We start from the raw sequence: 15,556 nt of genomic DNA, 5'->3' as shown, positions 1-15,556 counted from the left end.
CATTGTATTATTGTTCTGATTTTTTAACAATTACGTTTATGAAATTTCGAAATCGCTTATTCTATATCCCATTTATATTTGGCTGCCTGATATTGTTTCTTTCTAATTCTAGCAACCCACCTGATAGAAATACAGGAGCTCCTTTTGATGGATTATGCAGCAATTGCCATGGTGGTGGTTCATTTGATGGAGATATTGTCATCACAGGCTTTCCAAGTACTATATTACCAAATACTACCTATGGGATTACCTATACAGTAAATGCCACAATGGGCTCCCCTGCAATTGGTGGCTTTCAAATTGTAGCCGTAAATGAATCCAATGTTAATTCAGGTGATCTTGCACAGGTTAATTCCGAAACCGGCACCTCAACATCAAATGGAAGAGAGTATCTTGATCATAGAGGCGCTAAAGCATTTTCTGGAAATTCTGTATCGTGGAATTTTAATTGGACCTCCCCAAATGGTCCAAATGGAACGGTTATAACCTTATATTATGCCGCAAATTTAGCAAACGGAACAGGTGGAACTGGCGGTGACAATATCATTTTTGCTTCAAAATCCGGTACCATGATGGGTGGTGGAAATCCACTTTCGGTTAGTATTACCGGTAAGAAAAATATATCCTGCTTTGGTGGCATGGATGGTTAAGCAACTGCAACTGCAGCCGGTGATTCAACTCCATATAGTTATGCATGGTCAAATGGCGAAACCACAAACCAATTATCAAATGTTGGTTTTGGGAGCTATAGAATCACTGTGACGGACAATGTTGGGGCAACGGCATCTACTTCAGTAGCATTAACACAACCAAGTCAACTCAATCACGTCGTGCAAATAACCCGAAACGTAAGTTGTCCTGGTGGCCGCGACGGTGCGGTAACAACCAGTGTAAGTGGTGGCGTGCAACCTTATACCATTGTTTATTCCTCTGGCAGTCCGAATGGATTAAGAGCCGGTCAATATACGGTTACTGTAATGGACAATAACACATGCAGCTCCAGCAGTACGTTTACCATTACTGAACCAGATACATTTACGGTAGCCACACCTGTATTCATAAATCCAACGTGCCCATTAGATTCCAATGGGGCAATTAAAATACTAGTAAGCGGAGGAAATCCTCCCTATAAATATAAATGGAATACAAATGATACCGGAACCAATTTAACCAAATTAAAAACGGGCATTTATAAACTTACCATTACGGATACTAAAAATTGCAATACTTTAAAAAGTTATGAATTAAAATCAATTGATAGCATCGCACCTCAACTAATAACTAAAGATGGGACGATCTATCTTAACCAAGAGCAAGGCATTGCAATCCCAAATAGCAGCAATTTTATTGAAACCCTTACAGATAACTGTGATGCCAATCCAATTGCCATTCTTTTTATTGACACATTGCGTTGCAATCAGTTAGGTAAAAGCGCATACATTATGCAGGCCATGGATCAAAGTGGCAATATAATAAAAGACACTTTTTTTATCACAGTATCAGATACCTTTAAACCGATCATCAATAAATGGCCTGATACTTTATTTTACAGTTGCAATATAACCGTGCCAACAATTAGTGCATCAGATAATTGTTCGATACTTGAATTTAAAAAACTGAGTGGCCCCGAACCAGGTACTTTATTTCCAATTGGAGAAACCATTTTGAAATATCAGGCTATTGACAATTCAGGCAATAAAACAATTGACAGCTTTATAGTTCGCGTACAAAATCCAATTGAAATCCGTTTAGACACCAGTTACTTTAGTCTATGCAGTGGAGATACCCTGTATCAATACATTCATATCAGCAATAAAAACGGAGGTCCTTATTCATTAATTTACAAGTCGGATACCTTAAACTTATTTCGAGATACCAGTTTAATATATACCATAACAAATGACCCTGAATTCAGAATCAATGCTTTTGAAATCAGCTCCTGTACTCAAACTTATAAAGACACTATAATTTATCCGGGACGGCTCGTTCAGTTGGATTCAATTCAAATTTTTGATGAATCAGCATTAAACGCCCGCGATGGAAAATTGAAACCATTTTTTAATGCAATCGATTCATTTATTGTTTATGACGCAAATACACTTGAGCGAATTAATAATACAGGTACAGACTTAGCGGCGGGATTCTATTTAATTAAAGCATTCCGAAATAATTGCGTCTTTGAATATGGGCCTTATTCCATTAAATTAATTACAAAAACAAACCATGCTACTCCATTAAATGTAGCAGTCTACCCTATTCCATTTTCAAACTTATTGCATATTTCATGCAATGTAAACGAGCAATCAAATTATCAAATATTAAACTTAAGTGGAAGGATTATCGCTCAAGGACTGCTTGATCAAGAACTTTCAATAGAAACCAGCGAATTACAATCTGGAATTTATCTATTGAAGATTGGAAATGCATACGATCAAAAAGTAATTAAAATTATTAAACATTAAGAGATTTAAATACTATTAAGGTAAAACCTCAATTTTTATAATCCATGTTTAATACCCCGCGAGAGGCCTATTAAATAGGTATAAAAACAGATTATAAAGGATCTTTGAAGGATCTTGAATTTATTCATCAAGCTTTAGTACATCTAAAAATGCTTTTTGAGGCACATCAATGCTTCCGATTTGTCGCATCTTTTTCTTGCCTTCCTTTTGTTTTTCAAGCAATTTTCGTTTACGGCTGATGTCCCCACCATAACACTTGGCGGTTACATCTTTTCGCATGGCTGAAATTGTTTCACGAGCAATAATTTTTCCACCAATAGCAGCTTGTATTGCAATTACGAATTGGTGTTTAGGTAAAATTTCTTTTAATTTCGAACACATTCTTCGGCCTACTGATTCTGCTTTGGATCGGTGTACCAGTGCTGTCAAAGCATCTACATTGTCCCCATTCAATTTGATGTCCAATTTAACCAAATCCGATTTGCGATAATCGATCGGATGGTAATCAAATGAAGCATAGCCTTTGGTCATAGATTTAAGGCGATCATAAAAGTCAAATACAATTTCAGCAAGTGGCATTTCAAACATAAGCTCTACCCGATAGGTAGTCAGGTAATGTTGCTTTGTAAGGATGCCTCGCTTGTCCATACACAATTTGATAATTGGCCCGATATAATCAGGCATTGTAATTATTTGTGCCTGGATATAGGGTTCCTCCACATATTCCAGATAATTGGGTTCTGGAAGATCATTTGGTGTGTTGATGATCAACAATTCCTGTTTGGTCGTAAGGGCTTTATAAGATACGTTTGGAACCGTTGTGATTACTTCTTGATTAAACTCGCGAGACAGCCTTTCTTGAATAATTTCAAGATGCAACATGCCTAAAAAACCGCATCTGAATCCAAAGCCTAAGGCAATTGAAGTTTCTGGCTCATACACCAATGAAGAGTCATTGAGTCTTAATTTTTCTAAACTATCTCTTAAATCTTCAAAATATTCATTTTCAACTGGGTAAATACCAGCAAATACCATTGGCTTTACCTCTTCAAAACCTTTTATACTTTCAGTGCATGGGTTTGATGCTTTCGTTAAGGTATCTCCTACTTTTACCTCTTTAACATCTTTAATACCTGTAATAATATATCCAACATCCCCACATCCAATTTCTTTTTTTGCAAAGAGCGTCATGCGTAGAATCCCAACTTCTTCTGCCTCATACTCGCCTCCTGTATTAAAAAATTTCACCCGGTCTCCTTTTTTCAAAGTGCCATTTATAATACGATAATAGATTATAATTCCCCGAAAAGAATTAAAAACAGAATCAAAAATTAAAGCTTGGAGTGGACCCTCTGGATTTCCTTTGGGTGCTGGAATTCGATTGACGATCGCGTGCATAATATCTGGAACACCTTGCCCCGTTTTGCCACTTGCCAAAACAATATCCTCTTTTGAACAACCAATTAAATCAATTACCTGATCACTCACCTGATCCACCATGGCACTTTCCATATCAATTTTATTCAAAATGGGAATAATTTCCAGGTTATGCTCTATGGCCAGATATAAATTTGAGATGGTCTGTGCCTGAATTCCTTGAGTAGCATCGATTAATAACAAAGCACCTTCACAAGCTGCAATCGACCTGGAAACCTCATATGAAAAATCTACGTGCCCGGGGGTATCAATCAAATTAAATACATAGCGTTTGCCATCGGTATGCTCATAGTCTAGTTGAATCGCGTGTGCCTTGATGGTTATCCCGCGCTCACGCTCCAAATCCATGTCATCCAAGGCTTGATTTTGCATATCCCGCGCTGAGATCGTTTTGGTAAATTCCAACAATCGATCCGATAAAGTACTCTTGCCATGATCAATATGGGCAATGACACAAAAATTTCTTATTAGCTCCATAATTCAAAAATCAGCGCGAAATTAGCGCTATCAGGCCTCCTTTTCAGATTTTAGTTTAAGATTATCAAAGGATTAATATTTAAGAGTCTTTTAAGCTAGAATTCTCAAAAAACACTGGAAATTTAATAATAAATCCTGATTTTTAGGCCTTTAAGCAGCATTTATGCAAACAAGACGTTATCAATGTATAACCTGCATATCATTAAACTAATTATGAGGGTACTCGTTTCTTTACTGATTTTAAGCTTTTTGATCTCCTGTTCGAAACCGGAAGAGAATTTTATTAAAATTCCGTCTGAGTTTAGCGTTTCTATTGTTGAGCAAATTCAAGCTAACGAAAACCGGCATTTATATTTAGAAATAGCCTCTCTTACAAGTACTTATTGCCAAGATGATACCCTAGTTTATAATGAGACACTGGATAGCTTTAGCTTGAATATAGAAATTCTGGATACCTACAAAGCAAACAGCTGTTATGAGAGAAAGTACTTACTCAGTTCATTAATTCCACTTCCCATCTTTTCAGATAGTCTGGATGTTACTGTTTCTTTAGGTTCTGCATCTGTAATTAAGTGCAGAGTTTATATTTTGGATAAACACTATCAAATAGTAATTTTAGGAGGGACCGGTTTAAACAATACCTATCAACAAACATTTAAAATTCCAACTAATTTAATTTGGGGATACGCATACCCTAAATCCAAAGAGCCCACTTCTGAAAGCTTAATGAATAGTTTTAAAAAAGAAGTTGAATTCGATTGCTTAACGCATAGACTTGACCCTGGTTTTTATTCTTATTTTACTATTACTGATAATAACTTGATACTCTTTAAAACCGATCCAGGAATTGTTGGCAATTATTTAAAATTCTATTATTTTCATTCTAAAACCAATGACGAATTGGATTTACTTTTCAGTGATCTTGCAGAAAAATATAATAATTTGGTAGGTTACAAAATTAATCTCGGAAGCGGAAAAGAATACCACGCATACTAAAACACATTAGCTTAGGATTGTTACTTTTACCGGATGGAATCAATCCGAAGAATCAATTTAATAAGTGATACCGTTACCTTACCCTCTAAAGGTATGTTGGAATCAATGATGAATGCAAAATTAGGGGATGATGTTTTTCAAGAGGATCCAACGGTCATACAATTGGAAAAAAAACTTGCATCCATGTTTGCACAAGAAGCAGGTTTGTTTTGTCCATCAGGAACTATGGCCAATCAAATAGCCATTAAATCTCATACCCAACCACTCGATGAGATGATTTGTGAAATCAATAGCCATGTATTCCAATACGAAGTTTCCGGATATGCTTTTCACAGTGGGATTGCTGTAAATCCAATAGTAACTGAATCCGGTAATCTAACTCCTGAATTGATTTCACAGGCAATAAAACCCTCAAAAGACTGGCTGCCTAATACCTCATTGGTTGTTTTAGAAAATACTGGCAATCGGACTGGAGGAACCTTGTATTCGCTCTCGGAAATGATTAAATTATCCGATTGTTGTAAATTAAACAATCTAAAACTGCATTTAGATGGTGCACGTATCTTTAATGCAATCATTGAAGGTGGCTATTCAAGTGAAGAAATCGGCCCTTTATTTGATTCTGTTTCCATTTGCCTTTCTAAAGGACTTGGTGCTCCAGTAGGCACAGTACTTTTAGGTAATCAATCGTGGATTCAAAAATGCAGAAAAGTACGTAAAGTTATGGGTGGAGGCATGCGACAATCTGGAATTTTGGCTGCAGCGGGTTTGTACGCATTGGAACACAATGTAAGTCGATTAAAAACAGATCATATTCATGCCAAACAAATCGAATCTTGTTTATTAAACCTGACTTACGTTACTAAAGTTAAACCTGTTTACACCAACATCATCATATTTGATTTGATACCAACGATGACTCCCGATGATTTTATAAATCAACTTAATCAATACGGAATCAATGCAAGTGCATTTGGAAAACACTCCATTCGATTTGTTACTCATTTGGATATTAATGAATCCATGATACGTGAAGTTATCGATGTATTGAATACTAAAATTAAATAATGGAATGATTTGATATTACTTACAGTACCGAATGATCTATTATAAAGCCAAATTCAATTCGCAGCGAATCAAAATGCTTGATAGGATTTTAGGGACAAAAGCAAAGGTTCAAATAATTGAGATAAACTTACTTGCGCTTATTTAATTCATCCCTGATGTGGGCTGCTTTTTCATAATTCTCTTCTTCCAATACCTTGCTAAGCATTTTATTTAATTCCTCGGTACTGTAACTGCTAAACAATTTTTGAGGTTTATCTTTTTTTGACACAGGCTTTTGAGCTTCTTCTTCTGATTCTTCTAAAACCACCCCTGCAGAATCCATGATAAATTCATAGGTATAAATTGGACAACTAAAACGAACGGCAAGCGCCAATGCATCAGATGTTCTTGAATCAATTTTAATGATTTCACCTTCTTTTTCACAAATCAATTGGGAGAAAAAGATTCCATCTAATAAATTATTAATTAAAATTTCTTTGACTTCAATCCCAAATGAAGAAAGTGCATTTTTAAATAGATCGTGCGTCAAGGGCCTGTTTGGAGTCATTCGCTCTAATACTACTGCAATAGCTTGAGCTTCATAGCCTCCAATCACAATTGGCAATCGCCTGTTTCCCTCCGTTTCACCTAAAACCACCGCATAATTTTGCGACTGCGTAACACTATGGGAAAGAGCTATAATTTCTAATTCAATCAGTTTATGATCCTGGCTAGACATTTTTTAGTTCATTTTGCTTTTGCGCAAAGCTTCATTTAATTTTGGTAATATTTCAAACAAATCACCACAAACTCCATAATCAGCCGCTTTAAAAAAAGGGGCTTCCGGATCTTTGTTGATGACGAATATTTTCTTTGAATTATTTACACCTGCCAAATGCTGTATCGCTCCTGATATCCCAAGAGCAATATAAACATTAGGCCGAATAGCAACACCAGTTTGCCCAACATGTTCATGATGCGGTCTCCATCCAGCATCTGCAACAGGTCGTGAGCACGCTGTAGTAGCATGTAATAAATCAGCCAGCTCCTCAACCATTGTCCAATTTGCAGGATCTTTCATACCCCGTCCTGCAGACACAACAATTTCTGCCTCTGTAAGGGGTGTTTTTCCTTGAATTAATTTACGATCCAGCAATTTTGTTTTAGGCTCAGGGATTTGCAGATTTATTGCAACAAATTCTATCTGTTTGTCTTCTGATTTATGGATTCCAAATCCATTTGGCATCAACGCAATGATTCCTTGTTCCTTGTTGAATTTATACCAAGCTGATGCCTTCCCTGAAAAAACACTTTTTTGAAACAGCAAGCTCCCATCCTGTGATTTAAAATTAACTGCATTGCTCACTAATCCCGTTTTTAGCTTTACAGATAAGCCGCCTGAAATCGATTTGCCAAGACTGTTATTGCTAATTACAAGATATTTTCCTTCTATCTGGTTATAGACTTGATCGATTACTGAAATCCATTGACTTCCATCCATATAATCTGCTTGCTCAAAACGAACAAGTTTGTCTAAACCTAAATAGGCAAGTTCGTTTACATTAATGGTCCTGCCCAATAATCCACAAACTTTTAATCCGGTGACCTGGGCGATTTTTGAAGCAAATCCTGCTGCTTCAATTGCAGATTTTTTCAACCTGCCATTTTGTTCTTCTAATAGTACTAAAATCATATCAATTTTATTGTCAAATGATTTTCAATTCATTTTTAAATACGGCGACCATTTCATCAATGTGCGTTGGATCGATCATTCTTACCCCTGACTTTGTTGGAGGTAATTCGAAACTAACTAATTCGGTTAGTTGTTCACTTTGAATTGGTGAAATTACTTCCAGTGGTTTTTTCTTTGCATCAATAATCCCTTTCATATTTGGAATGCGTTGTTCAGCCAAGCCTTTTGCAGCAGATAACACAAAAGGGGTTTTTACATTCAATACCACAATACCCCCTTCAACTTCGCAGGATGCATTCACAGAATCCTGCTCAAATTCCAGATGATTACAATAAGATAAATAAGGTAGCTCTAAATATTGAGCAATGCGACTTCCAACTTCTGAACTGTTATGATCAATGGTTTCTTTGCCACAAAAAATTAGGTCATAAGTATTTTTCTTAGCAAATTCTGAAATTTGAATTGCAATTTCATCTGAATTAGATGGTTCCATATCCACGCGGAATGCAGCATCTGCACCAATTGCCAATGCCTTACGAATCAGAATATCTGAAGCCGCATTGCCAACATGAATCACATCAACCTGTCCAGAAAACTTTTCTTTCAACTCAAGTGCACGTACCAATGCATACCATTCATCATAGGGATTTAGTATATATTGAATACCTTCATCCAAATATCGTTTGCCATCCTGGCTAAAACTTATTTTTGATGTTGTATCTGGAGTTTTACTGATACAAACCAATAGTTTCATATTTGTCTTAATTTTAATGCAAAGATATATATTTTGGCTTCAACCTGTAAAGCTTGATTATGAGTATGTTAAATCGAAAAGTACGCATTTTAACCATGTTGGAATCAGATCCTGAGAATGATTTCTTGCTTTTTGCATTGGCTAAAGAACTGGAAAATGAAAAATTAACTGAAGAAGCAATTAATACCTATCGACAACTCATAAGAATTCATCCAAAATATATAGGAACTTATTATCATTTGGCTAAAATCCTTCAATTTAATTTAAATACGGAAGAAGCGATTTTGGTATTAAAGAATGGCATTGATCAGGCAAAAGCCCTAAAAGATCTTCATGCATTGGCTGAAATGCAAAATCTGTTAAATGATATAGAAATGGAAGACTTAATGTAATCTGTAGAAACCACTGAATACCTTATTGGCTGGACCAGATAACCAAATATTTGTTGCGTTGAGCCCTACGATATCCATTTGTACTTCCAATGGACCTCCTTTTGACTCAATACCAAGCTTAAAAGGGCCGTTTGAATTTGCTTTTAGTGCAACATAATAAGCAGAAGCAGTAACTCCTGTACCACAAGCTAAAGTTTCTGATTCAACACCTCGTTCGTAGGTAGCAATACGTAAAACCTCCCCTACAATCTCAATAAAATTAACATTAACTCCTTCTGGATCAAACTTTTTGCGAAGGGCCCTGCCCTGTTCATTTACATCAAAATCCCATGGATTAATTACTTCCCGTATTAGATGTGGCGAACCACTTTGGATCAACTTTCCTTCTGGAGTGGTTTCAAATTCATTGATATCCTTCATTTTAACTGAAACCAATTGATCTTTAACATAACTTTCATGCATGCCATCAAAAGCTGCAAAACTAAAATTATTCTTTCCTTGTTTAGATTGCATATAGCGAACAGAAGCTCTACTTCCGTTGCCGCAAAAGCTGGAAGGGTTCCCATCGCTGTTAAAATAGTTCATTTTAAAATCCATGCCAGGCTCCGAACACAATGCAATTAATCCATCTGCACCGATACCAAAATGTCGGTCACACATCTTTTTAATCAGATTGGTATCGTTTAAATCGATCCATTCAAATTCAAAAAAATCAAGGATAATAAAATCATTGCCGGTAGCTTCGTATTTTTCAAAAGGAATCGTACGTTTCATGAGACAAGATTAATGATAATTTATATTAAGGCATACTTTTTGTAACTAATTATATATTAAATATTTAAATAATATAATAAATGAATTCCATCAGAACACAAAGCTCAATAATTTTTATATGCTTGGCAGTCAGCATTTTAAGTAGTTATCTGACCTTTAAATTTCTTATTCCACGTATCGAAAACTCAAATGAAGTTAAATTGATACATGAGGTCAATGACGATCCAAACGATCATTCGGCACTGATTAAATCAAGTCCAATCCGGTTTTTAAATACCCCTGGAACCAATTTTGTATTTGCTGCATCAAAAAGTACCCCGTCCGTTGTATTTATAGAATCCATGATTGATAGCAAAGAAGGTATTTTTTCTATGCCTAATAAAGAATTGTCAACGGGTTCTGGTGTTATCATATCTCCTGATGGATACATCATCACAAATAACCATGTGGTTGAAAATGCTGAAAAGATTCAAGTACTTTTAAATGACAACAGGGAATATGAAGCTAAATTAATTGGAACGGATCCAACGACAGACATCGCCTTAATAAAAATTGAAGATTCCAGTTTACCCTATATTGAATTTGGTAATTCTGATTCAAGTGAAATTGGCGAATGGGTTTTAGCGGTTGGCAACCCATTTAGACTTCAATCCACTGTAACGGCTGGAATAATTTCTGCTAAAGCACGGAATATCAATATATTAAACAATCAACAATACCGAATTGAGTCTTTTATTCAAACCGATGCGGCTGTGAATCCAGGCAATAGTGGCGGTGCTTTAGTAAATACAAATGGAGATTTGATTGGAATTAATACGGCTATCATGAGTCAAACGGGTCGTTACGAAGGATATTCATTTTCAATCCCGTCTAATCTCGTTAAAAAGGTGTTTTCAGATCTTAAGGAATTTGGGACCGTCCAAAGAGGTTTACTCGGTGTAGTTATTGAAGAAGTTAATAATGAACGTGCAAAATTATATGGATTGACCCATGTTGGGGGCGTATTTATAAGCAATACCACTCGTGATGGTGCAGCAGATATTGCTGGATTAAAACCTGAGGATATTATACTTGAATTAAATAACCGTACCATTAAGTCTGTACCTGAATTGCAAGAAATTATCGGTCGGTTGAGACCTGGTTCGAAAATTCAAATAAAGTATTGGCGCAATAATCAAACAAATACAGTCGAAGCAATTCTTAAAAATCAGGTTAATACAACTGAAATGTTGAGCACCAGAAGAGATCCTCTTCTACTAGATTTAGGCTTTGAAGTTCGGGATCTGAGTGCCGAAGAGAAAACAAATTTAAAGCAATCAGGAGTTAAAGTGTTGAGCATTTATCAGGGCAGCATTATTGAAAATACCAACATGGCTCCAGGATATATCATTACCACGGTAAATGGTAAAAAAGTTCGCTCTGTAGATGAATTGATACAAACCATTCAATCAGCAGATATAAATATTCTTCTGGAAGGATTTTACGAAAAATACAGAGGTAAATTTCCATACCGCTTTAATAAAAAACAATAGCGCTTATCTTGCGGAATATTCTATAATTCAATTTTCAATTTAGGGATGAATCAAAATCAGATAGATCTGAACTTTAATCAGAATGAAGATCAAGCTAAGCTCGAACTTTCAAAAATCCAAAAGCTTTTGGAGAAAATTGAAGATGGCGGTGGAAAGAAAAAACTAGAAGCTCAAAGAGCTGATGGAAAATTAACTGCCAGAGAACGAATAGCCTATTTACTGGATCCAAAAAGTCCTTGTTTTGAAATTGGTGCATTTGCAGGTTTTGAAATGTATGAAGAGTATGGAGGTTGCCCGGCTGGTGGAGTTATTGTAATGATCGGGTATATAAAAGGCAAGCTTTGCATCATTGTTGCAAATGATGCGACTGTTAAAGCTGGGGCGTGGTTTCCAATTACTGGAAAAAAGAATTTAAGAGCTCAGGAAATTGCATTAGAAAATCATATTCCCATTATTTACTTGGTTGATAGCGCAGGGGTATTTTTACCAATGCAGGATGAAATATTTCCAGACAAAGAACATTTTGGTAGAATATTTAGAAATAATGCAATCTTATCCGCTAAAGGAATTCCTCAAATTGCAGCGGTTATGGGGAGCTGTGTTGCAGGTGGTGCTTATTTGCCTATCATGTCTGATGAAGCATTAATAGTTGAAAAAAGCGGCAGTATCTTTCTAGCAGGACCCTATTTGGTAAAAGCAGCCATTGGCGAAGAGGTTGATCAGGAAACATTGGGTGGCGCATCGACCCATTGTGAAGTTTCCGGAGTCACTGATTACAAAGTAAAAGACGACAAAACCTGTTTAGACACCATACGAAATCTCGTTGATAAGATTAATCTAAAACAAAATGAAACGTATGATTTTATCGAACCCGTTGCTCCTAAGTATAACCCAAACGACTTATTAGGCATTTATCCTTCAGCCAATCAAAAGCCTTATTCAATGTCCCGCATTCTGGAATGTATTGTGGATGAATCAACTTTGTTATATTACAAGGAGGAATATGGCAAAACGATCCTTTGTGCTTATGCGCGAATTGGAGGTTATGCTGTTGGAATTGTTGCAAATGATCGAAGAATAGTTAAATCTGCAAAAGGTGAAATGCAAATGGGTGGAGTAATCTACTCAGATTCCGCAGATAAAGCCAGCAGATTCATTTTAAATTGCAATCAAAAAGAATTCCATTACTATTTTTCATGATGTAACTGGATTTATGGTTGGCACCCGATCAGAACATGGAGGAATTATAAAAGATGGTGCTAAAATGGTCAATGCAGTTGCTAATTCTACTGTACCTAAACTAAGCATTGTAATAGGAAATTCATATGGCGCAGGAAATTATGCAATGTGTGGAAAAGCCTATGATCCCAGATTTATTTTAGCTTGGCCTTCAGCCAAAATCGCAGTTATGGGAGGTGCTCAAGCAGCTAAGGTGCTGACCCAAATTCAACTGAGTGCATTAAAGGCGAAGGGACAAATCCCAGACGCTGCAGAGGAAAAGCGATTATTTGATCAAACAAACGAGAAATACCAAAAACAAACCATGGCGACCTATGCCGCAGCACGACTTTGGGTTGATGCGATTATAGATCCTGTAAAAACCAGAGATTGGATCATTATGGGAATTGAAGCATCCAAATTTAGTAGTATTGAACCATTTAAAACCGGAGTAATTCAAACCTAATGAACGAGAAATATAAAAATCTTTTTAAAAAACTTGGGCTTGCTGGCTTTCTGTTTTTCTTAATAAAAGGAATTCTATGGCTTGTTTTTGGCACAGCTTTGTTTAAATGGTTAAAGGGCTGTGTTATTACTGGTGCTTTATTAAGTTCCCCTTTATGTATTTACAGTCAACAAGCTAAACTTGACAGTTTGTTTTGTGTATTCAAGAATCCATCAACTCAAAAGGAGAAGACCTTATTTAATTATAAAAATCAAAACTGCAAACGGGCTTTTTTTTGCAAATTGGAAGATCACTATTTACTGAATCACAAATTACCAATGTCCTTTCGTTTAGGCTCCGCACAATATACGAATGCAATGGAGTATCCAAATCAGTGGCGATTAGTAGATCCTGCAATTAAATCTGCAAGGAATACTCTAAATGATTAATTTAGTAAATCTTTTACTTGAAACGGCCCAGTGGTGTTAAAGCCCTCAGCATATTCCACATGGATGCTTCTTCCATAAATTTTTGCTTTTGCCTTTAACAGTTCGAAAAAATCTTGTCCTGAAATTGGCGAATCTAATTCTTTTGAATTGGGATCATAAAATTGAGATCCAAAGCATTTTATCAACGCTATTTTTTGATCCAAAAATTCAGTGATATCAAATGCGATGTCGGCATTTAATTGATGATCCTGAATGTAATGATATAAATTATTCGGACGCCATCGATTTTGTGCGGCCCCATTTATATCAAATGTTTCAATTTTTTGTAAACCAGAATAAAATAATGCATCCGCGATTAATTTGGCGGCTCGGCCATGATCTGGATGTCGATCTGAAAGTGCATTGGCAAATACAATTTTAGGCTTTGCAGCTCGAACTACCCGTATGATTTTTTCAATTTCCTGATAATTCCACATAAAAAATCCATCCGGTAAATCCAATTGGATTCTAAATTTAGCCCCCAACAATGTAGCGGCTTTCATCGCTTCTTCTGTTCGTAATGTCGGGTTCCCTCTGGTTCCCAATTCGCCTAATGTCAAATCAAGCAAGCCTACAGTATACCCTTTTGAAATATGCCCCAACAAGGTACCACTGCAACTGAGCTCTACATCATCTGGATGTACACCAATTGCAAGAATATCAACAACTTGAATCGTATTTAAAGATAACATGTTAATAGATAATGGTTAATGTTTATTTAGGAATGATTACCATCTTAAAAGTACACTTCCCCAGGTAAATCCGCTTCCAAATGCAGCCATACAAATTAAATCACCTTCTTTGATTTTACCCGCCTCCCAAGCTTCTCCTAATGCTATAGGAATGGTTGCTGCAGTGGTATTTCCATATTTCTGAATGTTATTCCACACTTGATCATTTCTTAAATTTAATTTCTGCTGAATAAACTGACTAATTCGTAAATTAGCCTGGTGGGGAATTAATAAATCAATATCCTCAGCTTGAAGCCCTGCTTTATTAAGTGCTTCAAGAATTACTTCCTGAAATTTAACTACTGCGGTTTTAAATACTAAAGGTCCATTCATTGTCGGAAAGATCATTTGCTCATTCCACATTTTTTCAGTTAAAAAAATACCTCCGTAATTTTGATCTGTGTATCCAAATGCTTCTTTTCCAAGATGATATCCCCCATGGCAACCGGGATTAATAAAAGCTAATTCTTCTGCGTAGGTCCCATCAGAATGTAAGACGGTATTTAATATTCCTTCCGATTCAGTTGGCTGAACTACTACTGCGCCTGCACCATCCCCAAAAATAACTGTAACATTTCTACCGCGTGAACTAAAATCCAATCCCATAGAATGCATTTCTGCTCCAACCAGTAAAATATTTTTGTATTGGCCTGATTTAATAAATTGATCTGCAATTGAAAGTCCGTAAATAAATCCACTGCATTGATTTCGAATATCCAAAGCAGGTGCTTCTAAAGAAGTTATTTTTAATTCACGTTGTAATAGGACGCCGCAACCTGGAAAAAAATAGTCCGGACTTAATGTGGCAAATATTATAAAGTCAACTTCTTCTTTAGTTATACCTGCCCGCTGGATTGCTATTTCCGCAGCTCGGGCTCCCATGGTGGTTGTGGTCTCCGCGTGTGCTTTTCCATATCGGCGTTCCTGAATTCCAGTGCGTTCTTGAATCCAAGCATCAGAAGTATCCATTAATAGTTCTAAATCAGCGTTCTTTACTACTGTTTCAGGTACATAATATCCTACCCCTGCAATTTTTGATCTCATTTGTTCCAATTATAACGTATTAAAATAAAAAATTAAGCTAAAGGTATTAAGAAACAATTTGGACTT

The 15,556-nt window shown here is 36.2% G+C and carries 14 protein-coding genes and 1 pseudogene; 8 read left to right on the top strand and 7 right to left on the bottom strand.

All coding sequences use genetic code 11. The annotated features are described in order from the left end of the window. Window positions 1-38 precede the first annotated feature (38 nt). Both IPK91_01460 and IPK91_01455 read left to right on the top strand, forming a co-directional pair. Window positions 39-650 carry a hypothetical protein gene (locus IPK91_01460; protein MBK8295962.1) on the top strand — a complete coding sequence of 204 codons (612 nt, stop codon included), beginning with the start codon at window positions 39-41 and terminating at the stop codon, window positions 648-650. A 108-nt stretch (window positions 651-758) separates the two neighbouring features. Beyond that, entirely contained in the window at window positions 759-2,462 is a 1,704-nt protein-coding gene (locus tag IPK91_01455) for a T9SS type A sorting domain-containing protein (GenBank protein ID MBK8295961.1), read from the top strand. A 120-nt stretch (window positions 2,463-2,582) separates the two neighbouring features. Here the strand turns inward: IPK91_01455 and lepA are convergent, their stop codons facing one another. Further along, a complete protein-coding gene (gene lepA / locus IPK91_01450) occupies window positions 2,583-4,376 on the bottom strand; it encodes an elongation factor 4 (protein MBK8295960.1) in 1,794 nt (597 codons plus the stop codon). A 213-nt stretch (window positions 4,377-4,589) separates the two neighbouring features. On the opposite strand from lepA, the gene IPK91_01445 reads away from it, so the two are divergent. Both IPK91_01445 and IPK91_01440 read left to right on the top strand, forming a co-directional pair. Then, window positions 4,590-5,372, top strand: a complete 783-nt coding sequence (locus IPK91_01445) for a hypothetical protein (GenBank protein ID MBK8295959.1) — start codon at window positions 4,590-4,592, stop codon at window positions 5,370-5,372. Between the two features lie 33 nt (window positions 5,373-5,405). Further along, on the top strand, window positions 5,406-6,440 hold the full coding sequence (locus IPK91_01440; protein MBK8295958.1) for a threonine aldolase: 1,035 nt from the start codon (window positions 5,406-5,408) through the stop codon (window positions 6,438-6,440). Between the two features lie 127 nt (window positions 6,441-6,567). On the opposite strand, the gene IPK91_01435 is transcribed toward IPK91_01440, so the two are convergent. The 3 genes from IPK91_01435 to IPK91_01425 are packed head-to-tail and all read right to left on the bottom strand — an operon-like array spanning window position 6,568 to window position 8,866. After that, the gene (locus tag IPK91_01435) at window positions 6,568-7,158 is read right to left on the bottom strand and encodes a bifunctional nuclease family protein (GenBank protein ID MBK8295957.1); all 591 of its coding nucleotides are present in this window, start codon (window positions 7,156-7,158) and stop codon (window positions 6,568-6,570) included. 3 nt (window positions 7,159-7,161) lie between these two features. Beyond that, window positions 7,162-8,112, bottom strand: coding sequence for an electron transfer flavoprotein subunit alpha/FixB family protein (locus IPK91_01430; GenBank protein ID MBK8295956.1), 951 nt, complete (start codon window positions 8,110-8,112; stop codon window positions 7,162-7,164). Window positions 8,113-8,125: 13 nt separating this feature from the next. Further along, on the bottom strand, window positions 8,126-8,866 hold the full coding sequence (locus tag IPK91_01425) for an electron transfer flavoprotein subunit beta/FixA family protein (protein MBK8295955.1): 741 nt from the start codon (window positions 8,864-8,866) through the stop codon (window positions 8,126-8,128). Window positions 8,867-8,925: 59 nt separating this feature from the next. On the opposite strand from IPK91_01425, the gene IPK91_01420 reads away from it, so the two are divergent. Further along, window positions 8,926-9,258 carry a tetratricopeptide repeat protein gene (locus IPK91_01420; protein MBK8295954.1) on the top strand — a complete coding sequence of 111 codons (333 nt, stop codon included), beginning with the start codon at window positions 8,926-8,928 and terminating at the stop codon, window positions 9,256-9,258. On the opposite strand, the gene dapF is transcribed toward IPK91_01420, so the two are convergent. Further along, a complete protein-coding gene (dapF, locus tag IPK91_01415; GenBank protein MBK8295953.1) occupies window positions 9,250-10,032 on the bottom strand; it encodes a diaminopimelate epimerase in 783 nt (260 codons plus the stop codon). The two genes, IPK91_01420 and dapF, sit on opposite strands and share 9 nt — an antisense overlap. Before the next feature lie 80 nt (window positions 10,033-10,112). Between dapF and IPK91_01410 the strand changes: the two genes are divergently transcribed. The 3 genes and pseudogenes from IPK91_01410 to IPK91_01400 all read left to right on the top strand — a co-directional run bounded on the left by IPK91_01410 (window position 10,113) and on the right by IPK91_01400 (window position 13,676). Then, window positions 10,113-11,564: a Do family serine endopeptidase gene (locus IPK91_01410; GenBank protein ID MBK8295952.1), complete on the top strand. Its 1,452-nt coding sequence runs from the start codon at window positions 10,113-10,115 to the stop codon at window positions 11,562-11,564. A 60-nt stretch (window positions 11,565-11,624) separates the two neighbouring features. Further along, window positions 11,625-13,248: pseudogene (locus tag IPK91_01405) on the top strand (acyl-CoA carboxylase subunit beta). Continuing rightward, the gene (locus IPK91_01400) at window positions 13,248-13,676 is read left to right on the top strand and encodes a hypothetical protein (GenBank protein ID MBK8295951.1); all 429 of its coding nucleotides are present in this window, start codon (window positions 13,248-13,250) and stop codon (window positions 13,674-13,676) included. Before IPK91_01405 ends, IPK91_01400 begins: the two are co-directional and overlap by 1 nt. On the opposite strand, the gene bshB1 is transcribed toward IPK91_01400, so the two are convergent. After that, the gene (bshB1, locus tag IPK91_01395; GenBank protein ID MBK8295950.1) at window positions 13,673-14,407 is read right to left on the bottom strand and encodes a bacillithiol biosynthesis deacetylase BshB1; all 735 of its coding nucleotides are present in this window, start codon (window positions 14,405-14,407) and stop codon (window positions 13,673-13,675) included. The genes IPK91_01400 and bshB1 overlap by 4 nt on opposite strands. A 36-nt stretch (window positions 14,408-14,443) precedes the next feature. Then, window positions 14,444-15,490: a ketoacyl-ACP synthase III gene (locus IPK91_01390; protein ID MBK8295949.1), complete on the bottom strand. Its 1,047-nt coding sequence runs from the start codon at window positions 15,488-15,490 to the stop codon at window positions 14,444-14,446. Between the last annotated feature and the right edge of the window lie 66 nt (window positions 15,491-15,556).

It is taken from the genome of Saprospiraceae bacterium (assembly GCA_016712145.1).
Lineage (GTDB): Bacteria > Bacteroidota > Bacteroidia > Chitinophagales > Saprospiraceae > Vicinibacter.
This window is presented reverse-complemented; position numbering and strand designations above follow the sequence as displayed.